Origin of the sequence: Mycobacterium sp. E1214 (genome assembly GCF_001666755.1) — a bacterium.
In the GTDB taxonomy this organism is placed as follows: domain Bacteria; phylum Actinomycetota; class Actinomycetes; order Mycobacteriales; family Mycobacteriaceae; genus Mycobacterium.
Map to the genome: position 1 here is coordinate 1 of NZ_LZJC01000164.1, position 23398 is coordinate 23398.

Consider the following 23398-nt stretch of genomic DNA (forward strand, 5'->3'; position numbering starts at 1 on the left):
GCGTGGGCTTGGTCAGCCGGTGCGCCGACGGTGTAGGCCGCAAATAGGCCCCATGCAATTCCACCAAGCGTCGCGCCGGCCAGAATGGCGCGGCGCCAGGCTTTTTCGTGCATCCACTGCATTGCGCTGATCACGCCTTCTATTTTATTGCCTCGAAGTGACATCCTGAGGCGCTCCTCAGATGTGGGTTCTCGGAAGCGATCAGTCGGGCTAGGTCATTTTCCGATGGGCACGTGTGGTGGGTTGGCGACGTCTCCCAGGTTGACCGACGGGTAGGGGATGACTACGGGTACGGGTATGCGCGCGACGGTTGGAGGGTGCGGCAACGAAGGGGGGAGGTGTGCGGGTGGCGTTGGTTCGTATAGCCCGGGAACCATGGTGTCGGGGAATTCGCCCATCAGTTGTGGGCCGATCATTTGTGAGAACGGCAGTCCGGCTAAGGGGCCGAAGGGTGAGGTGTTGCGGGGCATGATGTGCCCTAGGTCGACGGTGTGGCCGGCGTTGTCGTTGTAGATTTCGATCGCGGGGAAGCTTGATACGGTTCCGCCGGCGATGGGGCCGGTCGGCGTGGGTTTGATGACGAGGTTGCCGTTGACGTTCCACGGGGTGGCCTTGGCGATGTCCTCGCCGCCGGGTGAGAACGGGTCAGCGGCGTGGTACTTGATGAGTACTGCGCCGTTGGGGTTCTGGCTGACTTGGATATCCGGGATTCCGGCCTGTCTTCTGACTTCTCCGGCTGATTGCATGACGGAGGGATTTTGGCGCGCCACGACGATGCCGTTGTCGTAGTCGGTGTAGATGGTGACGCGAGATTCCTCTGGACCGGCGTCGGGGTTGAATCCTCGGTTGTCGCCGAGGTTGTCTCCGAAGGGGGTCCAGGCTTTTTCACCGGGGATGAACAGGTTGGTTCGGACGACTCCTTGGCCGGGAACGGGTTTGATTCGGCCAACGACGATGTTGGGCGGCACTCCGCCGTTTTTGGGGTCGTAGCTGTGCGGGTCGAGCGCCGCGGCGGTGATCCAGTCGTTGGAGCTGGTGGGTTCGCGTCCGAACAGCTTTTTGAACGCGTCGATCTGGTTGCGCCGCCGGTCGGCTTCGGGGGTCGGCGCCTCTGGTGGGGGGTCTCCGGATGTGGGGCTCAGTGGCGGTTGCTCTCCGTAAGCTAGGGCGTGATATCCGGCGGTGACTTGCCGTAATTTCGTTGTGAGGCCTTGGTATTGGGTTTTCGTAGTGTCCAGCTGGCTTTGCATTGCGCCCAGCTGCTGGTCCAGCGTGGCGATGATTAACCGCGCGCCTGCGGGCGACCGTCCGACGGTCTCGGCTTGGGCTCCGATGACGCGAGCCTGGTCACGAATGACCTTCGAGGCCCCTCGGCCCTGTTGGCCGATCAAGCTGCCCTGGGCGGCGGCACGGGCGAGCTCTTCGTCCAGGGCCGCGGCCGCGTTCTGGAGCCGTTGATATGAACTCCCCGCGCGGGCCGCCCCTGTGCCTAGCCCGCTGGCGCCCTCAGGCAGTGTCGGCGTCACGCTTTGCCCGGGGGTGGGTAGTTGCGCACCGGCGCCGCCGCTTGGATAGGTTTCGTGCGCGCGCGTCAGCAGCCGATCTACTCCGGCGACAAACGCTGCAATACTCACCTACAAAACTTAACCGCCGCCCTGCTACCACGCCACGGCCACGGCGCAACAATCATGAATTCTTCGGCCGAGGGGGGTTGTGGTGGTTCTCGTCTCTTCGGGCGCGAGACGGACTGTAAGCACGAACCTGTTCGCCGCTTTGCATCTTCAGGTGGGCGGGCCTTGGGGGGGTTCGTCGTAGAGGGCGAGCTGATCAAACGCCACAAATGCGATTTTCGCTGGGTCGTTTGGTGGGTGGACGCGCACGCTGAGGTTGATGTTGGGAGTGTCGTCGATCGCGATGACGTCGGTGATGCCCTTCGGTAAGTCTTGTGGGTATCCCGCGTCGTTTGTTGGCACGTCGGTCAAGAGGCGGAGCCTTTTTCCTGACAGACCGGTTGTGTCATAGCGGAATTGCCGGAATGAGGGTCCCTTTTCGGGTGTGTGTTGAACCGGAGTCATGCTTTGATCATCCTCTGGAGTGCTGACAATAGAGGGTGTGCCCTTGCCTTTGTGGGGCGTGATCTTGGTCGCTGCGCGAGTTTAGTGCTGGCTTGCAGGGCCTTCATTCCATTCGTCTTCCGGGGTCTCTGTCGGCCAGTGCTTGTGAGCGTGCGGTGGAGGTATGACGTGTGGTCCAAAGGGTATTGATGGGCCGCCTGGCAACGGGAACCCCTTACCTCCTCCCTCGGCTGGAGGCCCCGCTGACCGAGGTGCTGGTGGCTCTGTTACGTGCGGCTTAGGTACTGGCGGTTCATTCGGAAGGGTTGAGGAAGGTGATGGACGTATCGGCGGTAGTGGGGGCGGATGCTCCGGGTCGAGGCCGTGAGTTTGGTTGACGCTGGCACGACTGGCGGTCGATCGCTCCACGATGGTGTTGTACAAATCGTCGCCGGTGAGTCCTTGGGCTTGGTACTTCGCTTTCACTTGCTCCCACGACATGTTCGGGTCCGATTTGTTCAGGCCTTCGGCATCGGCCCTATTGCTGGAGATGTCGCGAATCCAGGTCCGTAGCGCATTACGTTGTTCGAACATAATTTTTGCTCGTTGTTCGGCGTTGAGTCCTTGCTTGATGAGTTGTTCGTTGAGTTCGCGCATGCGCAGTTCACCGTTGAGGTAAACGGTGCGGGCTTCTTCGTCAGGTAGTGAGCCGGGGGTGTAGTTGGGTAGTCCTAGCCGACTGACCGGCTCGGGGAGCTGCCCATCGGTAGGGGTGTCCGGCTGGTCGGGGGCTTGTTTCCAGCCGTGGCCGGCGGCCTGGATGTGGCCGTTGGGTTTACCGGAATGCGAGGGCGGTTCGGTCGGGGAGCCTTTCGCTCCGTTGGACAGCGTCTGGTATTCGGAGGCGGTGTGACGCAAGCTGGCCGAAACGGCCTGGTTCTGGGTCTTCGTGGTGTTCAGCTGGTTGTGCATTGCGGCTAGCTGCTGGTCCATCGCGGCGATGATTAACCGTGCACCCGCGGGCGACCGTCCGACGGTCTCGGCCTGGGCTCCGATGACGCGAGCCTGGTCAACAATCAGCTTCGAAGCACCACGGCCCTGCTGACCGATCAAGCCACCCTGGGCGGTGGCACGCGCGAGCTCCTGGTCCAAATCCGCGGCCGCGAGCTGGAGCCGTTGGTATAAGCTGCCCGCCCGGGCGGCCCTGGCGCCCAGCCCGCTCGCGCCCGCAGGCAGTGTCGGCGTCGCACTAGACCCCGGGGTGGGCAATTGCGCACCTGCGCCGCCACTTGGGTACATCTCTTGAGCGCGCGCCAGCAGCCGATTCACACCGGCCACAAACGCTGCAACACTCACCCACAAAACGTAACCGCCGCCCAACTACCACGCCACGGCCGCGGAGTGGCAATTATCAACGCAGGGCCGAGACGATGCGGCAGCACTAGCAAGCCACGGAGCGCCCTGTTTCGGGAAGGCCGGGCGGGTGTCGGCCCGGGTCGAAAAGCCGTATCGACACCCTCGACGCGCGATACGGGCTGGGCTGCGTCAGCTGGTCAAGGGGTCTTCGATCAAGCCGCGGGCGCGCGCCGGTATGGATCAACATCGTCCGAGCTGGCCGGCGCCCGAACGCCGAACGGATAGACGTGAGCCGTTGGCCAGTGTTGAGGATCGACGCAATCAATTTTGGCAGCAGGTAACTCGAACCGGGAATGTCGCGGCGATTGTGGATGCGCTTGCGAACGTCGTTCTTTGCCGTCCGTGGTCAAGGCGTGCTATTGCGCTTCGTCGTAGAAAGCGAGCTGACGAAACTCGACACGCCCCACACTGTCAGGCTGGCCCAACGGGTGCACAGTGAGGTCATGCGTCACACTGGGCGTGTCGTCGAGACAGATTACGGCGCTGACACCGATGAGGCCTTCTTGGATATGGCCGGCATCACTGGTGGGCAGTTCGTCAACGAGCCTCATCTGCTTGCCAAGCAGGCCCGTGGCGTCATACCGGAAGTGGTAAACGTTCACGTCAGGTTCTTTGTGGTCGGCCATCGTCGTCGCATCTCCCATCTCTAACCTCTGCAACGCCCGAATTCGCCGCGGACTGCCCGGACTCCCGTCACCCAGCCCATTTCGCCCGGCGACGCGACCGGTTGGTCAAAGTCGTTAACGTGGGAAGCTGTTGAGAGCCCGAGGTCGGCTGCTGCTGCGAGCATTCGGGCGTCATAGGTTATGACCGCGCGTAATGAATTGCCGGCTCGCCGTGCCGGTGGATGGGTGGTGTCCGCCATCGACGATCCCGTCCTCGATCAAAGCTCCGGATCGCCGTAATCTACCAGTGCACATCATAAGTGAGCCACGAACTCTGAACTGTAGTATTCGAGCGGAGATTGGGAGTGCGGGTTCGGCCGCTGGACACTCACCCAAATACCGGTGGTCCCCGGCTCGACCAAACATTGCCGCAACATCGTCGCCTCACCACGCGCGTCAAGGTCTATTTCGGAGGAGACGGTGCCGGGATCTCCTTCTCCGCAACCAGCTGACGTTGGGCGGGGCAACTCGATCAACGTTGCTTGGTAGTGGCCGCCCGGCTGGTCCGTGTTCAGCAAGTGGATCTCTGCATAGACAGCCGATCCAGTGGTCCGTATTGCGGTCATGCCAGAAGCGAAGCCCTCGCGAGTGATCCGAGGGCTGACGGAGGCTTGGCTGAAATCGCAATGCCGCAGAACTGATTTCAGAGGAACCGCCGTCGCGGTACTCGGAGCAGCCGTGGCGATCTCGACATTCGCGGCTGGAGCCACAAAGAACGTCAAGAGCGCTGTCGTCACATACAACTGACGGTTGCCGATCGCGTGGGCCATGAGCTGCACTCTCCTGGCGTTCGTTCAGACATGCCTGCGGCCCGCAGCATTAACTATCTGCTGGTGCCTTAAGCCCTTCAAGGGCGCACAAGACAGCAAGCTCCACCTCGTCCGAGGCGTTGTCCGGGTCGCTAGACGCGGCGATGTATAAGATTGCATTAGAAAAAACACTGAAAAAGATCTCGACAGTGGCGTCGATCGGAACTTTACGTGCGAAACCTTTTGCTATGAATTCCTTCAACGTGGCACGAAGAAAGGGAAGGGCCGTCTCTTCATCTAGGGCCTTCACGCCTTCCCACCCCAAAACACCCATTACTTGGCGGAGCAGTGCTCGGGCGTCGTCATCGTTGACGTAGCTGCGTAGGAATAGCCGCAGCGCCATGGCGACTCGATCCCAAGGGTCGCCGGTAGACGTGGCCATTGAGGTGATGACCTTGCGCACGATTACTTCCTGACTAGCGCGGTAAACCTCAACAAAGATCTGACGCTTGTCGCGGAAGTGGTGGTAAACCGCGCCTTTGCTCGCTTCAGCCTCCTGGGCGATCTCATCAACTGAAGTCTCATAGAAGCCGTTCGCGATGAACAGCGTTTTCGCCGCATCGAGGACGGCGGCACGTGTTTGAGCGGCATACTTCTCACGTCGGCCGGGTTTGGTGCCGGTCACGGTCGCAATACTACTGGCCTCCTTCCGAATGTTTCCGACTGTAAGTCGGTGGGCATATATCAGTCTGCCACACTGCGCGGCTGAGGCACCAGCGCCTGAGCATCGAATCGTGATCGGGAGTTGCCATGTTTAATGCGCTAGTCAGGTGGATGGGTCATCGGCGCGGCATCGTGCTCGTTAGCGCAGGTCTTCTGGTGGCCCTGGCTGCAGTGGCGAGCGTGGGCTTGCATGCGAGGTTGACAAGCGGGTGGAACGACTGGGACGACCCGAGTGCCGGCAATGTGCAGGCGCGCAGCGTTATCGAGCAAGCCACCGGTATCGACAGTCTTCAGGGTTATGCGTTGTTGGTGCGTACTGATCAACACATCGACGCGTCGCTACCGCCTCCGCCAAGGGTGCAGGCCGCCATCGACATCCTTCGCCATCGCCGTGAAGTACGGCAGGTCCTCGACTATCACTCTGCTGCGAATCCGGCGCTCATCTCGCGTGACGGTCACCAAACTGTCTTATTGGCGAAGGTTGGGCGGGTAGTTGAGAAGGAGGTGGTGTCTGAACTCCAGAAACAACTCGCCGACAACCCTGATTTAGCGGGACACGTTCGCCTCGGCGGTCCGACGGTTGCCGACGTTCAGGGCGCCGAAGTGGTGATTCATGACTTGACCTTTGCGGAGATGATTGTTTTTCCGCTGCTCTTCGGACTGCTCATCATCATCTTCAGAGGCGTCGTCGCCGCGCTGGTCGCGTTGGTGGGCGGTGCGACTTGCGTCCTGCTGGCTTTACTTGGAATGCGCATAGTGCTGCAGTTCACGGCCATGTCGGTGTACGGTTTGAATCTTACGTTTGCACTTGGCTTAGGTCTTTCCATCGATTTCAGCCTGTTGATCGTCTCGCGCTTTCGCCAGCAATTAGTCGGTGCCAGCGATGCGACTGCAGCGCTTCGCGCCACAATGGTTACGGCTGGGCGCACGGTGCTGTTCTCTGGGTTGACTATTGCCTCGGCGCTGTTAGGCTTGCTGATTTTCCCGCAAGAAGTGTTGCACTCAATGGGCATCGCCGGCATCTTAGTTACCGCTTCGGCGCTGTGTTACGCGCTTCTAATCTTACCCGCAATCCTTTCCGCGTTGGGCGGCAGAATTGAGCTATTCGCTCCCTTGCGGTGGCAGCGCCGAGACCAGGATCCCACTGCGGCACGATGGCGGCGCATCGCTGACCGCGTCATGCGCCGGCCCGCCTTATCGGCCATGCTTGCAGCAGCAGCTTTAATGTTGCTGGCGTCCCCACTGCTCGACGTTCGTTTCACCAGCATCCTTACACCGGATTCTTTGCCCGCTGCGGTGTCTTCCGGTCAAGTCGCACAGGCGATGAATCGCGATTTCTCGGCTCCGATCAGTGATGAAGAACAAATCATTGTCGACGCACCTGCCGATGCCGGGGCCGACGTGGGAACTCTCGCGAACAAAGTGAGGGCCGTGGCCGGGGTGGCCTCGGTTGCGCCACCACGGTTGTTGGACGACAGGCACTGGCTGATCGCTATGACGCCGGGTGGCGCGCCTATTTCCGCTGCTTCTCGGGCCACTATCGACCGCGTAGAACGACTTGCCTCGCCGTACGGATTCCGGCTGACAGGCCCCACCGCTGACGCACTGGCGCTAAACAGGAGCTTGGGCAAGCACTTGTTGCCCGCCGCGGCGGTGTTGATGGCCGCAACGATCTTAGTTTTGTTCATGATGACGCGTTCGGTGGTCCTGCCCGCGAAAGCGGTCGTCATGAATGCCCTGTCCCTCGGCGCAGCGCTTGGCAGCGTCGCCTTTGTGTTCCAAGAAGGCCATCTTGCTGGGCTGCTGGGAGCCGCTAAGCAGGACGCTTTGGATTCGACCTCGCCGATCGTGCTGGCCGCTGTAGCGTTCGGCTTGTCGACCGACTACGGGGTGTTTTTGTTGGGTCGCATTAAGGAGTCACATGATGACGGAGAGGATAATCGTGAAGCCGTCGCTACCGGCTATAAGCACACTGGTCGCATCGTGACCTCGGCGGCCGGCCTCCTCTGTCTATCAATGTCGGCGTTGCTGTTCTCGCGCGTCGTGTTTGTTAAAGAGTTGGGCCTCGGGGCGACTTTGGCCGTCATCTTGGATGCCACCATCGTCCGAGCCGTTCTTGTTCCTTCTTTGATGACGTTGCTCGGTCACCGTAATTGGTGGGCGCCCAGTCTCTTACGGACACTGCACGCTCGCCTGAGTCCGCGTCGGTCAGACTCAGCACCGGGCGCCAACGCCGGGCCGGGGGAAAAACAAGTCACGCCTGCGAACGAGAAGGCGTTTGGTGAGAGTCCTTACGCATAGAACGCATCCACGCTTCAGTGGTTGCGCTGATACTCCGGGAGATGACCTGTGGAGCTGCGCACCATGGTTGCCGCCGAGCGTCGCGACTTGGTGGACTTCCTCAGAACGTTGTCGCACGACGACTGGCTGGTCCCGTCGCTCTGTGAGGGTTGGTTGGTGCGAGATGTGGTCGCCCACTTGATGGTCGACACGTTTTCTATTACTGCCTACGCTGCGGCGCTAATGAGGAAGCATTCTGCCGATCGCGTCAACCAACATTTCGTCGACCGAGCGAAGACCCTGCCTATCGAGGACCTCATCAACCGCCTCGAATCCACCATTGGTCGGGGTTGGGCGAGTTTTACCATGCCAGGCGTCATGCTTGCCGACCTTGTTGTACACCATCAAGACGTTCGCCGGCCGCTCAATCGGTCGAGGATGATTCATGATTCGCGACTACGTCACACCCTTAGCAACGCAGATCCATTTGCGAAGCCCCACCGTTATGTCCGCGGCCTCAAATGGGTTGCGTTAGATATTGATTGGACACGGGGGCCTGGTCCCGAGGTCCGTGGAAGCGGTGAGGCATTGGCTCTCGCCATGGTGGGACGCAGTGCGGTTATCCCGGAATTGGAAGGTGAAGGTGTCAGGTTGTTGGCTCAAAGACTTCTCGCCTAAATTGCCCCAACATATACCCGCGGTTGCACATGATTGCGAGCCGACCGTGACCCACCAAAATTTTAGGCGGATATGCCGAAGCGGGCGTCGCAGCGCCGACGGGTTGCACCACCGCAGGGACCTCTCGACGCGCGCGAACCGATTGCACCAACACAAGATCCGTTACAGACGTAGTGCTTGGAGCGGAAGTCGCGGCATCGTTTGTGCTTGAAAGCTTCTAGCCATCGCTGTGCTCGTGTGCAGCCCCGCGGCCCCCACAGTTTCGGCTCCTTGGTCAGGTGTCGGTGCCGCACTTACCCGTCTAGGGCCGCGCTTGTGCACGCACACTCGCCACCGTAATTTCGTCTTCGCTTCCGAAAAGTCCTGTCGCAGAAGTTCAGCGCCGGCTCACCGTCCGTCCGATATCACGCATGTTGCGCCCCGTCCTAGGAGCAGACGAATGCCACACGTCGAAGCCACCAAGAACTTGACCGCTGCCGCTGAGCAAGTATGGACGGTTGTCATCAATCCTGAGACCTGGGAACGTTGGTTCATGGTCCACGCTGGCTGGCCCGAACAGCCTCCTATCATGCTGACCGAAGGCGCCACTTTCGCCGACATAATCCGATGAGCGGGTTAAAAATTCGAAGAGGACCGAGGGATAACTAGGGCCTGGGTCGGTGGTCGGTATTGAAGCGGCACCTCTGAATCGAGTCACGCGAGTGTGTCTCACTTCTAGAGAATCGAGAAGGGTCAGATCTTGTTTCACGTCACCCTATTGATCGCGCGGTTTTTCGGCGTGGATTGCGGAGGGTGGTGGCAAGGATTTCGATGAGCAGGGTTGGGTCCTGCAGGCGCTGTGGGGGATCGATGAGTCCACGGACTCGCAGGAGCCGTTCGGTGACGATGATGTTGTGCGTGGCGGCTCTAAGCGCTGCTCGTTGTATCCCGTTGCGTAGCCTCACCGGTAGGCGAGGGTTTGGATCGGCTGGTCTGTCGTTGACGTGGTTCATCTTCCAGACAGGTGCGATGTGTTTAGCGGCAGCGCTGTAGAAGCGTCGCACTATGTCGAAGTCGCCTTCTTGGAGGCAGTTGCGCAGGGCGAGCACCTGAAGACCGGCCACGGTCATGCCCTGGCCGTAGAGGGGATTGAGTGTGCACAGTGCGTCGCCCAACACGAGCATGCCGTGAGGAAGGTGCGGCATGTGGTCGTAGCGCCGCCATCGTCCGGCTGTTGCTCGCGAACTCGCGATGTTTCCGATCGGTGTCGCATCGTGCAAGGCACTGCTGATGGCCTGGGGAAGGATGCGGTGAGCAGTTTCCAGCATCTCGGTGAAGTTCTTCGGAGGACCGCCGGACTTGACGGGGCGGGAGATTGCCAGCATCCAGGTGTCGTGCTCGTAGGCCATCAGAACGACGCCCGGTGCCGAGTTACCTTGGTTGATGAACGCCATGCGCTCGTTGATGCGTCCGGGTGGGATGCGCAGGAGTTGACTGGAGTATCCCCACGTCGCGGGGGTTCGGTCGTGCGGGATGGGACCGTAACCATGGCTTTCGAGGAAGGCGTGTGTGCGTGATGCGCGCCCGGTCGTGTCGACCACCAGATCAGCATCCAAAGTGCTGGTCACAGCTCTGGTCTGATTGATGATTCGCGCACCTGTAACGGTATCGGCCGTCATCAGCGGCTCGGTCACCTCGCGGTGGTCGAGAATCGTGACGGTGGCCAAGTCGGCGACCCGACGACGAAGGTGATACTCGAGAAACGGGCGACTGGCCTGGTATGCCGCTAACGGTCCGGGATCGCTGAAGGTGCCCGAGGGGGTCAGCTCGTAGCAGCCCTGGCGGATATACAGCCGTGACATGTCGTCGCCGTCGTCGACAGCGGCGCCGGCGGCCGCGAGTTCGCCCAAAGTCCGGGGAATAACTCGCCAATTAGTTGGATGCCGCCGCTGAGCAGATTGTGCAGGTGACGTCCCTGCGGCACGCCTCTGCGGTGTTCTGGACCATCCGGCAGGACGTCTCGCTCCACCACGGTCACCGACTCGTAGAACTCCGAGAGCACTCGAGCGGTCAGTAACCCCGCTATGCCGGCACCCAAAATCACGGGGTGCGAACGCTTCTCGGCCATCTCGGCCCCTTCTGTCGCCAGCGCAGGGCGTTGCTTCGTCCCACGGAAATCTGACGATACAACAAAATTAAGAAAAATAAGAATTATCTGTGGTAATTCTAAGGTCGGCGCGCGTTCAGCACTCCAGCAGTGCGTACCGAGACATGTTCAACCAGCCCAGGTGTCCGAGCAGGTGCCTGCATCGTCCAGGTCAGAGTGTCTCGTTTCTTGTCTCACAGCGCGTGTCTCAGATCCTCGTTGTCGGAGGGCAATGAGACGGTAGGTGCTGTGACAGCGATTCTGGGGTACGCGCAGGTGAGCACTCCGGGCCAGGACTTCAATGCTCAGATAGCCGCGCTCGCTGCCGAGGGGGTTGACTTCGGCCATGTGTTCACCGACAAAGTCTCGGGCGCAGTGAACACCAATCGGGCCCCCCTTATATCTGGCCGTGCGCGAGGCCATAGTGCCGCGGTCGCCTAGCACCGGTGGTCTCCTTCTGTGGTCGTTCGATGAAGAAGTACCTGCCGTGTACATCGATCAGATGGCACCGAGCCGAGCCTCCGCCGGCCCCTGTGAAGCAGGCCGGAGGGTCCTATCACGGCGATGACGGGTAGCCGCTCTGAGATGCTGCCTGGGATGGGAGTTGCCCTGCCCGACATACGTCGACCGCATAGCACCCACCCACACGTCGACAGTGCGGCCCATGGGACTGTCGGATTAACGGTGTTTCCGGCACTGACACGCTGAGCGATGCTCGGCGGGGAAGGTGCCGTGATGACGACACTGGATGGTGCGACGAAGAAGAAGTCGGCTGAGCAATCGGCCGAGCAGCAGGCTGCGGTGGAGCTGGTGCGGCTGGCCCAGGAACAGGGCCTGAGAGCGGCCGAGGCGAGCCGCCACCGATGACACTTGCGCGTGTCGTCCCCCAGGAGGTAAGCGTCTGGGAGGATGAGGAACAGCGGAAGGAGAGCGGCATGGCGAGGTCCGATTTGCTGCTTGCGCTGGTTCAGTCGGGTGCCGGCGGCGACGATCTCGCGTTCCGACGTGCGGCCGAAGCCCTGATAGCGGAAGAGAACGCCAAGAAACATAACGTGCTCGCCTCGCAGCTCGCCGAAGCTTTGACCCGTCGCCGTAGCGCCGCGTCGACCGTCTCGCCGCTGTCGCGCCAGCGCGAGTCGGCGGGCCTCTTCCACGAGATCGAACCCTTGAGACGGATGGCCGATCTCGTCCTGCCGGTCGCCGTGCGGCAGCAGGCGACCGACCTGATCGAGGAGCATCAGCGGCGGGACCTACTACGGAGCCACGGTGTCGAGCCCAGGCACCGCGTGCTGCTGGCCGGCCCACCCGGCAGCGGCAAGACGTCGTTCGCCGAGGCGTTAGCGACAGAGATCGCAGTGCCCTTGATGTCCGTGCGGTACGAGGCCCTGATCGGGTCCTTTCTTGGCGAAACCGCGGGCAGGCTCGAAGCATTGTTCGCCGCTGTGCGCGTGCAGCCGTGCGTGCTCTTCTTCGACGAGTTCGACGCGGTCGCCAAGGAACGCGGTGATACACACGAGACCGGCGAGATTAAGCGAGTGGTGAGTTCCCTTCTGCTGCAGATCGACAGGCTTCCCACGCACGTGGTCGTAGTCGCGGCGACCAATCACGCGGAGCTGCTGGACAGAGCGGTATGGCGGCGGATGCAGCTTCGCCTGTCGCTGCCATGCGCGTCTCGGGACGGGAAGGTGGAGTGGCTGAAAGCGTGGTCGAGTAAAACCGGCGTCTCCTTCGGGCTCTCCGAGCGAACGGTCGCCGACCGCCTGCGCGACGCGAGTTACGCCGAGCTTGAAGATTTTGCGCTAGACGTGCAAAGGCGCCAGATCCTCGACGGGTTCGACGCGAGCCCCTCCGAGGTCACCACACGGCTCTTGAAGAGTTGGGCACAACGCGCGAAGCCGGAGTCCGGTGACTGAGCCGGTCGGTCTCGGCCGCCCGGTCCTCTGGGGTCGGTTGCGGCCTCCAACACCCGTCATCTCCACCGCCCGCAACAGTCCCAAGGTCGACGTTCCCGGGGGTAGGCGGCAGGGGGAGCGGCTGGACTCCAGGTTCGAGGCGCTTGAGGGCGCCTTCGGCGATCAGATCAACTTTGTCGCCTCCCTGGGCGCGAGCGACCCCGAACTGGTGGTCGTGTTCGAGGGTTTGGATGAGCGGGTCGATCTGACCAATGTCGCCGAGAACCTCGGGTTCGAGATTCTCACCGAGGTCGAGACCGAATCCGAACCGGATCCCGACTTCCCGCGCAGGTCGAAGGACCAGTCCTTGCCCGTGCCTGGATGCATACACGCCGTGTGTCTCAACCGGGCCGCCATGGAGGAACTGCTGCGTTATTGGGCGGAGTGGAAACGTAGCCAGCGACTGCCCCACGGCTACACGCCACTGCGAGAACTGTTCGCGCACCTGAAAGACGTCCGACCATGGGGCCCGCTGGACCGAGTGCGGACCACAGACTGGTCTGAGTATCTCGCGGGGCTGTTGCCCGACACACAGCACGAGATCGAGATCGAACTCTGGTACCGATTGTCGCCGGCCCTGCGCGACCGGGCTGAGCGCGACATCGCTGCGATTGTCACCGCCGATGGGGGCTCGGTTCTTTCAACCGCGCGCGTCGACGAGGTCGGGTTCCACGGCATGAAGGCGCTAGTGCCCAGCGGTACCTTGGCCGCCCTGGCCCGCGGTGACCACGACGCGGTGGATGTCGTCAAGTCCACCCACGTGATGTACGTCCGGGCGTCTTCGCAGTCATTCCTGTTTTCCGAGCCCTCCTCAGACGCCGCCGAACCGGATCACCCGCTACCCTCCGGTCCTCCGGTGCTGTGCGTTCTCGACGGCGTCCCCGTGACCAATCACCCGCTGCTGGCCGACCGTCTCGTCGTGCACGATCCGGACGATCTGGCCGGTGCGTCAAGCACAGGCCAGCGCAAGCACGGGACGGCGATGGCCTCGGTGGCGGTGTGGGGGGACCTGTCGTCGTCGACAGCGCCGGCCGCCAGGCCAGTGCTCGTACGCCCCATCCTCACGCCGAACCCGGCCACGCGCGACGGCATCGAGGAGCTTCGCCGCGACGAACTCGCTCCCGACCTCATGCGCCGTGTGTTCAGAGAACTGTTCGAGGGCGACGGCACGTCCGGACCCGTCGGGGATTCGATCGTCGTAGTCAATCTCTCGGTCGGGGATCCAGGCGCGCCGTTCGACCGCGTGATGTCGGCGTGGGCGCGGACCCTCGACTGGCTGAGCTCGTTGTACGGGGTCGTCGTGGTGGTCTCGGCAGGCAATCATCTTCCCCTGCCGGTGGCGGAGGGGGCCGCGTCAGTCTCAGACCTGACAGGACTCGACCGCGCGGAGGCCGTGAACCGGGCGGTGGCCGAGACATTCCCGCGCCGGAGCCTGCTGGCACCCGCGGACGCGATCAACGCGGTGACAGTGGGAGCGCTCAGCCAGGACGCCGCCGGCGACATCCCGCCGGGACCGTATCGGTTCGATCCCGCGGCCGGCTCACACATCGTCAACCCGGTGAGCGCGCTAGGTTCCGGGCATCGCAGATCGATCAAACCCGATCTGGTGGCCCCAGGCGGCCGCACCTACTACAGGACGCCACTCGAAGGGGACAATGTCCTCGTCCCGGCGACGTCCGCTGGGCTCGGACCCGGCATCAAAGTCGCCGCTGCGGATGGGTATTCGCTCGTCTTCACCTCCGGCACCAGTCCAGCGGCGGCAATAGTTGCCAGAGAAGCTGCCGAGCTGGTGGACGTGCTGTGGCGGATCGCGGACGAGCCGCTTCCGCGTGCCGCGATCGCAGCGGCGACCAAGGCGCTTCTGACCCACGGTGCGCGGGTCCCGCAGGATCTGCTGGTCGATGACCGCATCGGCGCACACGCCCACGGGTACGGCGTGCTTTCGCGCATCCTGTCGAGGGGGTGTGCAGCCAACGAGGCGACGATCGTCTGCGCCGGAACAATCGGAGCCAACCAGGAGCGAGTGGTAGCGGTGCCGTTGCCGTCCGGTCTGCAGCAGACCGGTGTCAAACGGTTGACGGCAACGCTGGCGTGGCTGTCGCCGGTGAACTGGCGACACCGCCAATACCGAAGGGCGGCTCTGTCTTTCGCGAAGCCGACGGGCCTCACGGAACTCGGCAAGGCGCTCGACGTTCAGGCAGACGCTACCAAGCGCGGCACCGTGCAGCACACGGTGTGGGAGGTGAACCGGGCCGTGCCTTACGGTCGAGGCGACGAGTTCGAGCTGACGGTGCAGTGCCGGGCACAGGCCGGCGGGTTGAACGGCGAGCTCGTCGATTTCGCGGTCGCGGTCTCCCTCTGGGTCGCCCCTGAACTGCAAGTAGATGTTTACCAAGAGGTTCGCGAACAGCTCGAGGCACGGGTGGGTGTGGGCGTGAGCACATAAGGACTACTCAGAGGCGGTCGTCAGACGGCCAGATCCAGCCATTCGCCGACGGACAAAACGTGTGCCTGACTCCCGGTTTGGGCAACGAATTTGCTTGCAGGATCGATCCGCCAAAAGGCAAGACCCTCTTCATCGAGGAACCGGCAAAACTTGCCCGCCGCGCCAAGTCCTAACAGCGGACAACGCGGTGCGAGCCTGGCGCGCCGCCACAGTTTCGTCACCGTGACAAATTACATCGTCTACGGGTGTCGATAGACGTCGGCTCGGTGGTCGACGCGATGGACCCAAACGGTCTGTGTTTCATCGTCGATACGGTAGAGGAGACGGTAGGGGCCACGGCGGGCACTGTGGTAACCGGCCAGCTCACGCCCGAGTGGCTTACCGACGCGACGTGGTCCCCGGGCCAGGTCACCGAAGGCGAACTCGATGACCGCTGCCAGGATGCGCGGCGGCAACTTGTCGAGGTCCCGTTTTGCAGTGCCCGTGAATTGGGTCGTGTACATGCCCTGGGGGTCGGACACCTTCAGCGCGACCGCCGAGGGACTTGATACTCGGCTCGGATCTCATCCTCGCCATACGTCCGGCCGGCCGCGACATCGGCCTCAGACTGTTGAACCGACTCCGCCAGCCCCGGCTGGGACAGCCAGTGCAAAGTCTCCTGAATGGATTCCCATTCATCAACGCCGATCAGCACCGCCGCGGGTGCACCGTTTTTGGTGATCGTGATCTGATCACGAGTCTCGCGCACCACGTCGACATACTCGTTGATCTTGGCCTTGACGTCCGTGATCGATATGATCCGCATAGCACAATCGTACCTGGATTAAGGTCTGCACGCGACCTCAATTCGAGGCCGATAATCTACGTTATGTAAGCTAGGCGAGCTAGAGCGACTAGCGCTACTGGCGCGACGGATGTAGGCTGGCTCCATGGAGACGACCGTGACCAGTACAGAGGCCAAGAACCGCCTCAATGCCCTGCTCGCCGACATCGAACGCACCGGGCAGTCTGTGACCATCACAAACCATGGCCGGCCAGTTGCCAAACTCGTACCTGTCCAGCCGGTACCTCGTCAGTTCGGACAGTTGCCAAAACTTGTTGTGCCCAACAACTTTGACGAACCGCTGCCCGAAACGGAACTCGCACGTTGGGAAGGCGACGCCAACTCGTGAACGTGCTGCTGGACACCCATACGCTTCTGTGGCTCGTGAGCGCGCCGTCCGATCTGGACGCCGAGACCTTAGCGGTGCTCGCCGACCCGAACACCAACCTGTGGGTCACGGCAGCCTCGGCCTGGGAAATCGCCATCAAAACGCGACTGGGTCGCCTCGACGGCGAAGCGCTGTTGTCGGCCTGGACCGGCATCATTGCTGACATGAGCGCCGCCGAGCTTCCGATCGAGTCCTCCGACGCCATCCTCGCCGGCCGACTGCCCTGGGATCGCAAGGACCCTTTCGATCGCGTCATCGTCGCCCAGGCGCTGCGCCGCAATCTCACCATCGCGACTCGCGACACCAAGATCCTCGAAGCCGCCCTCACCCCGACCCTGCGAGCCTGAGCCCCACCCCCACCAGGAGCTAACGATGACTGAACTTCCCACCCGCGCACAGATGTTCGCCAACTGTCTGTCGCCACTCGACACCGCCCGCGGGTCACTAAGCGAAGTCCGAGATTGGCTGCGATCCGACTGGCAGCCCCTCGGGGCCTCCCTGACCCCCGAGGCCGGTGAAGCCCGCGCGGCCATCCTCGACACGCTCACCGAGGCGGTCGAATCTTATCGACACCATGAAGCGCCGCATCACAGAGGCCATCGACTCGCTGCCGGCCGAGTGAGGCGACAATACGAAGGAGGACCCTGATGGCCACCGCGGAATCCCTTGCACACGAACTGCGCTCACGGGGGTGGAGCGCCTTCGCCACTTGCGACGACGTCGCAGACGAAGGCGGCGACACTAGTGGCGGCTGGGTTTGTGAGATCGACGACGACGAGCAACACCAGCCAGTGGATGTGAACGTCTATCACCGCGGACCTAACGGGCACATTTGGCAGGCCGGCCGCACCACATATGAAGTGCCCGAAGACATCGGCACGTCTGAACTCGCCGACCGCGTGATCGAATCCATCAGGGGGCAAACGTGAGAACCTTCCACGACCCGCCTTCTTCAAAGCCTGGAAAAGTGGAGTGTCCCTCTCCGGCCCGCGCTACTTCGGCGACAGCAGCCGCTCCCCCGCGACGCGCCACGCGCCTCTCCCGACCGGGAGACAGACGCCCAGGATTGGCCGGGCGGGATGCACCTCCGCGGGCAAGTCGGGCGACGCAATGCGTACGTTGGAGACGATGACCAGAGAGCCGGCAACACTAACCGAGGAGCAACCGTGCATCATTCGCGTCGCGCTGCTCGAGGCGTTTCATTACGGTGAGGACGCCGTGCTGGCGGCGATGAATCCCACGGGACTGGATGTGCTGACCGCGGCTCTCCACGACGCTCAGGAGCACCATGCGTCGCGTCTGACCTGTGACAACCGGATCCACACATTTCAGTCCAATGCCGGCGCGGCCGACATCTGCCTTGACGGCGGCCGCGACGATCACGTGCTCTGGCGTCTCGATCCGGCAACCATCCAGGAAATGATCGACCTGCTGACTGGGATGAAGGGCCACGGGATGTGCCACAACTACGTCGACATCGCAACGCCCGCACAGACACTCGTGCTGTCCGTTGACGAGTACCTGGTGCCCAACGCCGTCGTGCACACCTCCCCGTTCGGTTATTTCTGATCGGCGCCAGGACTGACCGCACTGGAACGGCCGAAGCCGTCCCGGTTAGGGTGCGACCACGACTGGCGGGGTTTTGCTGATGTCGACCGGGGTGGTGAAGCCAGCGAAGTTCCCGGTGACGGTGCTGCCGTCGGGTCGCTGAGCGACCATGGGAACGGTCGCATTGTTGACCACCGCGACGGGCCGCAATGTCTGGTCGAAATTGATGGTGAACTGCCCCAAGGAGATTGGGCCGGTGAGCCGCGTGGTTCCGGGTACGGCCATCCCGCCCATGCTGATCGAGGTGTCAATTTTGGTGCAGGGCCCTGCAGGCGGTGACCCGGCGGTCATGCAGGCGGTCAGCCAGGCGATGACAGCAGTCTGGATGGCCTGCCGTCCGCGGTGGTTGATCGCGAAGGCCACCGTGAACGAGTTGGGCTGCTCGCCGTAGCGCAGCCGCTCCAGCAGTACCGGTTCAGGTTGCGACTCGGTCGCGAGGAACTCATTGGACGTCGATACCGCCAGTGCGCCGGGAAACACGTCGAGCACACCTGGGTCGACCCGGTGGCCGAACACGGTCATGGTGTCGTACACCGAGGGATGGCCGGCGGGGGTGGGTTGGAGGGCTAGGAAGGCGCTGGCCAGCTTCCACGACGTCGCGGTGCGGACCACTTGGATTAGCCCTTCGGAGTGTTTGTTGCCAAACGCCGCTGCTGCTTTGACGTACACCCGGTCAGGGCGAGTAGCGGGTGTCGGTTGCTCACCGTCGACTCGGATGTCGGTGATTGGCAGTTTGTCGAGCTGCTGTTTGAGGACCTCCGAGGTGAGCAGCGTCGTGGCGTGGGGGGTGGCTGCGCCCAGCGAAAGAGCGGCCTGGGCGTCGCCGGCCGCCAAAGCGCGCAGATAATCGCTGACGACTGCGGTGGGTGACGAGCTCGAGCCGGCGTCATCAGTTCGATACACCATCGCCGCGATGATCGCGCCCCCGGCGATGAGCACCGCCGCCGCCACTGCCGCCCACGCCCGCCCCCTGCTGCTGATGGCCACGCGCATACGCTACCGACAACCAGGCCCTCACAGCTCCACGCCGCTACGCTGAGATCTCGTGAGCGCAGCAGAGGTAAAGCACCGGGCCGGGTTGAAGGCGGGCGTCCCTCACCCCGCGGGAAGGCCGATCAGCGTGCGGGCAGCGCAGCGCGCGCCGTGATCGTTCCGGCTGATCAATCTGCACAATCGTCTCCGGCTTCGCCGCACGTGGCCACCGCGTACTTCTCGGAGCGGCTTCGGCACCTGATGGCGGGAATGGGTGTGCGCGACCTCGACAACGGTCAGGTCCGCAGGCTGACTCCGCTGCGGCTGCAGCGAATGCTCCAAGCCCAAGCCCCAGAGCTGCCGCTGTCTCAGTCCCAGTTTTATCGCTATGTCAACGGCGAAGCAACGCCGGACATCGCGGTGGTATACGAGCTGGCCATCCTGTTTGGGGTGCCGCCCACCTACTTCATCCCCGACCGCTACCTGCCCGAGTAAGAGCAGCACCAACGATGAAGCGAGGCCGGCTCAACACGGAGGCGATGCTGTACCTCGTCGTCGCGGCGATTGTCATCGTCGGTCTTGCCGCCGCGGCCGTCATCGCCATCACCAAGCCCGCGCCCTCCCCCGGCTCGCCGCGGGCGGGCCAGGCCGGAGCAGGGCGCACTACGACGACATCACGGTCAGCTCAGTCGACCTGTGCGGGGTGGACCACGGTCAAGAGCGATATGCAGGCGATGACCCAGCTGCCCGACGGGTGGACCTATGACACCCCGCAAATCGATATCGCAATCCACGGCCGGGCGGCCCAGCTGGACACGATCGTGAAGCTCTTCGTCGATGAAATCTCCCCGGAGCCCGCAGATTTGGCGGCGACAGCGCGCGCGTGGGTTGAAGCGCAGTCCGTCGAAGGCCCCAAGCTAGTCGACCACACGTTCGCCCCGGCTGACCGCGCCAACATCGCCGCCGCAGCGCACGCACTGGACACCGCGTGTGGATCAGGCTGAATCGAATCCTGTCCACGGAGCCGGAAAACCCGCGTCCGTTGGCACGGATTCCAACTGGCCGTTGACAACTGCCGCGACGCGCGATGGCCTGACAGGGCGGCGTCACACGCGTCGGGCAGACTTACTCGTCATGCGGATGCGCTACGTCATTCAGCGGTGGTGGCTGCGATGGCTGCTCACTTCGGCCTTTCTCGGGTCCGCATTCGCGGTGGTCTGGGTTGTGCAAGTCACGCACCCCTGGGAGCGTGTCGACCCGATGGTGCTGACCATGGCGCTACTGGGCTACGGCTTGACCGTTGGCGGTCTGTCCACTTTGGCCCAGCAGCCCGTGCGCAGGGCCTACGCGCAGGCGTATCGCGGCCTGACCCCGGCGCAGCGCGCCGACGCGGCCCGCGCACTGCGTCGCGGGGCTGTGCCCGCCGATCATCAGGTGCTGGTGGGCGCGGTGCGCGCCGGCGCGTTAGCTGAACAGTATTACCAGCGCGCCGGGCGCGGCCGAACTATGCAGGTGGTCTCGACCGTTAGCGTCGCGGCGTTCGCGGTCGTCGACTTTGTGCTCGGCGACTGGCGCCAGGGCAGCCTATTGCTGCTGATGGCGGTCTTCATCGGTGGGGCCACCGTGCACCGGGAGTACCGGGGGGCGCAGCTCACCACCCGGCTCGGGCAGCTACGTTCGGCAGCCGAGGCGAATGGTGACGTCGACGCCGAGGAACTCGCTCCCCCACCGCGGCCGCGACGTAGCGTCTGGCTGATCGCCCTGATGGTCGTGGTGGTGGGTGTGGGCGGTTTCGGCTTCGGCGCGTTGGCCTCTCAGCCGCGACGGGATTGCCGGACCGCCGAGGCAGCGGTCCAGTTGGTGCACGATCGTTCCGACCTGCAGGACTTAAAGAACATCGTCGTCGGAGGACCGGACGTGGCCGCTTATCGTGAGTGGGCCGACCAACTGTCGCACCTGGCTGGGCAGGCTTCTTCTGCTGATATTGCACCGCATTTGCGGGCGATCGCCGAGCGTGCTCGCGACGGGGCTTCCCTTGTCGCTCAGTCCCGCAGCGCGCCGCCACCTCGGCCTGTCATCGAATTGCAGGTCGCTTATGGGCAAGACATGTTGCCGATCTTCGACGAAGAAAACGCGCTGACGGCTGCCTGCCATCCGCGGTGACTCGCGTGCGGTCGGCGGTGAGGTGTCCCGTCCACCCGACGCGCGCCTGGCGAGAACGGTGCACCGGCGGAGCAAACCGCCGCGCTGTCACCTCCAGCTGCGAGAATCGCTCGCATGGCCGGCCGTGGACTCGCGAGATCCGCTAACGAAGCCAGAAACGAAAGGTGTGTCGCCCGATGAGTCGGTACGAGGTCGATGTCTCCGATGCCCGTGAGCTGGGACAGTGGATCGGTGAATTGTCGAGTGGGCCAACAGATGAGGTGGCGATCCGTGATGGTGATGCGGTCGTCGCAGTGTTCCGCACGCCTGACTGGGCTGTTGCTGTCAGCTTCCTCCACGTTACGGCCGGGCACCGTTCCGCTGCTTTGGGGTCGAGTCCTTGTCCTGAGGCACGACGCAGGAGGCCTTGCCTCGCTGACCGACGGCAGATTAGGGCGGTTGTGCTGCACTCGAATCGTGGGCGCGCTCCCGTGACGCTTGACTGGCGGTATGCCGCCGATGAGCGTGCCCAACGCCGTCGCCGCAAAGCCGACCTAGCCGCCCAAAAGCGCGGCTTCTGGCACCGCATGGCTGCCTTCGGTGGACGTGGCCGCGCTTGAGGTAATGGTTAACCCTCGTCGATAATTTCTGCGACGTTCAGACCGTGGGCTAGCGGATTGCGCTGCTCGCCAGGAACTCGCATAGGTCGCCGGAAGAATCGCTATTGGTTCGCTACGGCGAGGAAGAACGTGACTGCTCCGGCCGCACCGAAGGCTGCCGCCATTAGGGCCCCCGACGCCATGGCTTGGAAGTGGGGCCGCACGGTGCCGACGGCAAGGCAGATCGCGGCCACGAGTAACGCACCGACGGGGGCAAAGATCCAGTAGTACAACAGCGGGGCGGGGGACATGCCAATGAGTCCGAGCAGGTACATGGTTCCCGGGCTGTACGAACCGACGCCACCCTCACATCTCCCCCCAAGTTCGTTGCCGCACCCTCCAACCGTCGCGCGCATACCCGTACCCGTAGTCATCCCCTACCCGTCGGTCAACCTGGGAGACGTCGCCAACCCGCCACACGTGCCCATCGGAAAGTGAGCTAGCCGGGCTGATCACTTCCGAATACCCACATCTGAGGATCGCCTCAGGATGTCACATCGAGGCAATAGAATAGAAAGCGTGATCACCGCAATGCACTGGATGCACGAAACGGCCTGGCGGCGCACCATTCTGGCGGGCGCGACGCTTGGTGGAATTGCATGGGGCCTATTTGCGGCCTACACCGTCGGCGCACCGGCTGACCAAGCCCACGCCCACACCGGCATCACGTCTCGACTGGCCCAAGCCGCAGTCACGACCGTCGGATGCCTGCTGCTCGCATCACTGTTAGCAGCGCTGGGACAGCTCAGCCGGCCCGCTCGAGCACGGGCACTCCCCGCCCTCGGTCTGACACTTGCCGTGGCAGCCGTCAGTGGATGGGCCATCATCGCTGCAGAAGTGCTGCAAGCTAACGCCTTTGGAGCCTGGTAACCCCGATGACCAGCCAGCAATCGCCAACAGCAGGCCCGATATCGTTTACGCACCGCCTGGATCCAAAGTGAGCGCCCATGTCTTATCACTATGAAAGCCAGCTTGATCCGGGCAGAGTCAACTCCGGCGCGCCGGGAACCCAGCCGCCCTGGATAGCGCTGGGATACGTCGATGACCACAGCCGGCTGGCGTACTCAGAAATCTTGGCCGACGAGAAGGGCGCGACATGGGCCGGATTCATCGTCAGAGCCGCTGATTACTTTGCCCATCAGGGCATTTCACGTATCGAACGTGTCATCACCGACAACCACCTCAGCTACCGGCGCTCCACCGAGGTGGCGAATGTCATCGCCACTATCGGCGCCAAACACCTCTTCATCAAACCGCACTGTCCTTGGCAAAACGGCAAGGTAGAGAGATTCAACCGCACCCTGCAGGTCGAATGGTCATACCGCCGAGTCTTTGCCTCCCAACGCCGACCGCGCCCACGCGCTTGCACCCTGGATGGAGTTCTCAACGCCGCCACAGCGCACTCGACGGCCTACCACCCATCAGCCGACTGTGACCAACGTTCTGACCGAGTACAGCTAGCCCTCAATGCCAGAGGGATTGACACCGCCGGCGACCTGAGGGAGGTGGCCCAGGACACGAAGCGCTTGGCACGCGTCGAGGGGGTGTGGCGAGACGTGTCTGGTCAGCGGTCTGGAATCACCTGGCATTACTTGCTGATGCTCGCCGGGATTCCGGGAGTCAAGCCGGACCGGATGATTTGCGCTTCGTAGCAAATGCGCTGGGGATGCCCTTCCGCTCTGTCACGACCGAGTTCGCTTTGCGGATTCTGACCGCCG

At 62.9% G+C, this 23398-nt stretch carries 24 protein-coding genes and 1 pseudogene; 14 read left to right on the forward strand and 11 right to left on the reverse strand.

The genetic code is table 11. From position 1 onward, the window contains the following. Positions 1-215: 215 nt before the first annotated feature. From A5700_RS23070 to A5700_RS23085, 6 genes are all read right to left on the reverse strand, one after another. Positions 216-1634 (reverse strand): hypothetical protein, encoded by a 1419-nt coding sequence (locus A5700_RS23070; RefSeq protein ID WP_156671392.1) that lies wholly within the window; start codon positions 1632-1634, stop codon positions 216-218. 147 nt (positions 1635-1781) lie between these two features. Next, positions 1782-1982, reverse strand: coding sequence for a hypothetical protein (locus A5700_RS23075; protein ID WP_068070879.1), 201 nt, complete (start codon positions 1980-1982; stop codon positions 1782-1784). A 174-nt stretch (positions 1983-2156) separates the two neighbouring features. Beyond that, positions 2157-3410, reverse strand: coding sequence for a hypothetical protein (locus A5700_RS26355; protein WP_156671393.1), 1254 nt, complete (start codon positions 3408-3410; stop codon positions 2157-2159). Between the two features lie 416 nt (positions 3411-3826). Continuing rightward, on the reverse strand, positions 3827-4114 hold the full coding sequence (locus A5700_RS23080) for a hypothetical protein (protein ID WP_156671394.1): 288 nt from the start codon (positions 4112-4114) through the stop codon (positions 3827-3829). A 275-nt stretch (positions 4115-4389) separates the two neighbouring features. Next, positions 4390-4905: a hypothetical protein gene (locus A5700_RS27130; RefSeq protein ID WP_231973825.1), complete on the reverse strand. Its 516-nt coding sequence runs from the start codon at positions 4903-4905 to the stop codon at positions 4390-4392. A gap of 49 nt (positions 4906-4954) precedes the next feature. Continuing rightward, on the reverse strand, positions 4955-5569 hold the full coding sequence (locus tag A5700_RS23085; RefSeq protein ID WP_068205048.1) for a TetR/AcrR family transcriptional regulator: 615 nt from the start codon (positions 5567-5569) through the stop codon (positions 4955-4957). A 194-nt stretch (positions 5570-5763) separates the two neighbouring features. Here A5700_RS23085 and A5700_RS23090 point away from each other — a divergent pair, with 194 nt between their 5' ends. Beyond that, positions 5764-7908 (forward strand): MMPL family transporter, encoded by a 2145-nt coding sequence (locus A5700_RS23090; protein ID WP_197502858.1) that lies wholly within the window; start codon positions 5764-5766, stop codon positions 7906-7908. Positions 7909-7956: 48 nt separating this feature from the next. Further along, positions 7957-8565 (forward strand): maleylpyruvate isomerase family mycothiol-dependent enzyme, encoded by a 609-nt coding sequence (locus A5700_RS25675; RefSeq protein WP_231973824.1) that lies wholly within the window; start codon positions 7957-7959, stop codon positions 8563-8565. A gap of 749 nt (positions 8566-9314) precedes the next feature. On the opposite strand, the gene A5700_RS23095 is transcribed toward A5700_RS25675, so the two are convergent. Beyond that, on the reverse strand, positions 9315-10454 hold the full coding sequence (locus A5700_RS23095; RefSeq protein ID WP_197502857.1) for a hypothetical protein: 1140 nt from the start codon (positions 10452-10454) through the stop codon (positions 9315-9317). A gap of 971 nt (positions 10455-11425) precedes the next feature. Between A5700_RS23095 and A5700_RS27260 the strand changes: the two genes are divergently transcribed. The 3 genes from A5700_RS27260 (at position 11426) to A5700_RS23105 (ending at position 15088) form a co-directional block, all read left to right on the forward strand. Next, positions 11426-11557, forward strand: coding sequence for a hypothetical protein (locus tag A5700_RS27260; RefSeq protein WP_255377979.1), 132 nt, complete (start codon positions 11426-11428; stop codon positions 11555-11557). Between the two features lie 68 nt (positions 11558-11625). Continuing rightward, a complete protein-coding gene (locus A5700_RS23100; RefSeq protein WP_068070883.1) occupies positions 11626-12603 on the forward strand; it encodes an AAA family ATPase in 978 nt (325 codons plus the stop codon). Further along, the gene (locus A5700_RS23105) at positions 12596-15088 is read left to right on the forward strand and encodes a S8 family peptidase (RefSeq protein ID WP_156671395.1); all 2493 of its coding nucleotides are present in this window, start codon (positions 12596-12598) and stop codon (positions 15086-15088) included. The genes A5700_RS23100 and A5700_RS23105 overlap by 8 nt, the downstream gene beginning before the upstream one ends. Positions 15089-15108: 20 nt before the next feature. Here A5700_RS23105 and A5700_RS26365 read toward each other — a convergent pair whose 3' ends face one another. Genes A5700_RS26365 through A5700_RS23115 form a run of 3 tightly spaced genes read right to left on the reverse strand, consistent with a single transcriptional unit; the run spans position 15109 to position 15893 of the window. Further along, positions 15109-15309, reverse strand: coding sequence for a hypothetical protein (locus A5700_RS26365; protein ID WP_156671396.1), 201 nt, complete (start codon positions 15307-15309; stop codon positions 15109-15111). An 18-nt stretch (positions 15310-15327) separates the two neighbouring features. Continuing rightward, positions 15328-15591, reverse strand: a complete 264-nt coding sequence (locus A5700_RS23110; RefSeq protein WP_068205052.1) for a type II toxin-antitoxin system RelE/ParE family toxin — start codon at positions 15589-15591, stop codon at positions 15328-15330. A gap of 20 nt (positions 15592-15611) precedes the next feature. Beyond that, positions 15612-15893, reverse strand: a complete 282-nt coding sequence (locus A5700_RS23115) for a type II toxin-antitoxin system Phd/YefM family antitoxin (RefSeq protein WP_068069198.1) — start codon at positions 15891-15893, stop codon at positions 15612-15614. 124 nt (positions 15894-16017) lie between these two features. Here A5700_RS23115 and A5700_RS25685 point away from each other — a divergent pair, with 124 nt between their 5' ends. The 4 genes from A5700_RS25685 (at position 16018) to A5700_RS23130 (ending at position 17868) form a co-directional block, all read left to right on the forward strand. After that, complete coding sequence (locus A5700_RS25685) at positions 16018-16260, forward strand: type II toxin-antitoxin system Phd/YefM family antitoxin (RefSeq protein ID WP_082960444.1); 243 nt, start codon at positions 16018-16020, stop codon at positions 16258-16260. Further along, complete coding sequence (locus tag A5700_RS23120; RefSeq protein WP_068069200.1) at positions 16257-16646, forward strand: type II toxin-antitoxin system VapC family toxin; 390 nt, start codon at positions 16257-16259, stop codon at positions 16644-16646. The genes A5700_RS25685 and A5700_RS23120 overlap by 4 nt, the downstream gene beginning before the upstream one ends. Positions 16647-16946: 300 nt before the next feature. Further along, on the forward strand, positions 16947-17228 hold the full coding sequence (locus A5700_RS23125; protein WP_068205054.1) for a hypothetical protein: 282 nt from the start codon (positions 16947-16949) through the stop codon (positions 17226-17228). 199 nt (positions 17229-17427) lie between these two features. Continuing rightward, positions 17428-17868 carry a hypothetical protein gene (locus A5700_RS23130; protein WP_156671397.1) on the forward strand — a complete coding sequence of 147 codons (441 nt, stop codon included), beginning with the start codon at positions 17428-17430 and terminating at the stop codon, positions 17866-17868. Positions 17869-17913: 45 nt separating this feature from the next. On the opposite strand, the gene A5700_RS23135 is transcribed toward A5700_RS23130, so the two are convergent. Then, positions 17914-18894, reverse strand: a complete 981-nt coding sequence (locus A5700_RS23135) for a hypothetical protein (RefSeq protein ID WP_156671398.1) — start codon at positions 18892-18894, stop codon at positions 17914-17916. A 207-nt stretch (positions 18895-19101) separates the two neighbouring features. Between A5700_RS23135 and A5700_RS23140 the strand changes: the two genes are divergently transcribed. The 5 genes and pseudogenes from A5700_RS23140 to A5700_RS25695 form a co-directional block, all read left to right on the forward strand. After that, positions 19102-19374 (forward strand): helix-turn-helix transcriptional regulator, encoded by a 273-nt coding sequence (locus A5700_RS23140; RefSeq protein ID WP_082960445.1) that lies wholly within the window; start codon positions 19102-19104, stop codon positions 19372-19374. 14 nt (positions 19375-19388) lie between these two features. Next, positions 19389-19883: a hypothetical protein gene (locus A5700_RS23145; RefSeq protein WP_156671399.1), complete on the forward strand. Its 495-nt coding sequence runs from the start codon at positions 19389-19391 to the stop codon at positions 19881-19883. A gap of 130 nt (positions 19884-20013) precedes the next feature. After that, positions 20014-21042 carry a hypothetical protein gene (locus A5700_RS23150; RefSeq protein ID WP_068069220.1) on the forward strand — a complete coding sequence of 343 codons (1029 nt, stop codon included), beginning with the start codon at positions 20014-20016 and terminating at the stop codon, positions 21040-21042. Between the two features lie 1157 nt (positions 21043-22199). Further along, complete coding sequence (locus tag A5700_RS26370) at positions 22200-22550, forward strand: hypothetical protein (RefSeq protein ID WP_156671400.1); 351 nt, start codon at positions 22200-22202, stop codon at positions 22548-22550. 167 nt (positions 22551-22717) lie between these two features. Further along, positions 22718-23115, forward strand: a pseudogene (locus tag A5700_RS25695) (integrase core domain-containing protein); the annotation flags it as partial. Between the last annotated feature and the right edge of the window lie 283 nt (positions 23116-23398).

Excerpts from the sequence above, each read along its gene's own strand:
- A5700_RS23100 (WP_068070883.1), top strand. The coding sequence starts at position 11,626 with ATGGCGAGGTCCGATTTGCTGCTTGCGCTGGTTCAGTCGGGTGCCGGC.
- A5700_RS23125 (WP_068205054.1), top strand. The coding sequence starts at position 16,947 with ATGGCCACCGCGGAATCCCTTGCACACGAACTGCGCTCACGGGGGTGG.
- A5700_RS25685 (WP_082960444.1), top strand. The coding sequence starts at position 16,018 with ATGGAGACGACCGTGACCAGTACAGAGGCCAAGAACCGCCTCAATGCC.
- A5700_RS23115 (WP_068069198.1), bottom strand. The coding sequence starts at position 15,893 with ATGCGGATCATATCGATCACGGACGTCAAGGCCAAGATCAACGAGTAT.
- A5700_RS27260 (WP_255377979.1), top strand. The coding sequence starts at position 11,426 with ATGACGACACTGGATGGTGCGACGAAGAAGAAGTCGGCTGAGCAATCG.
- A5700_RS23150 (WP_068069220.1), top strand. The coding sequence starts at position 20,014 with ATGCGGATGCGCTACGTCATTCAGCGGTGGTGGCTGCGATGGCTGCTC.
- A5700_RS23145 (WP_156671399.1), top strand. The coding sequence starts at position 19,389 with ATGAAGCGAGGCCGGCTCAACACGGAGGCGATGCTGTACCTCGTCGTC.
- A5700_RS23080 (WP_156671394.1), bottom strand. The coding sequence starts at position 4,114 with ATGGGAGATGCGACGACGATGGCCGACCACAAAGAACCTGACGTGAAC.
- A5700_RS23110 (WP_068205052.1), bottom strand. The coding sequence starts at position 15,591 with ATGTACACGACCCAATTCACGGGCACTGCAAAACGGGACCTCGACAAG.
- A5700_RS27130 (WP_231973825.1), bottom strand. The coding sequence starts at position 4,905 with ATGGCCCACGCGATCGGCAACCGTCAGTTGTATGTGACGACAGCGCTC.
- A5700_RS23130 (WP_156671397.1), top strand. The coding sequence starts at position 17,428 with ATGACCAGAGAGCCGGCAACACTAACCGAGGAGCAACCGTGCATCATT.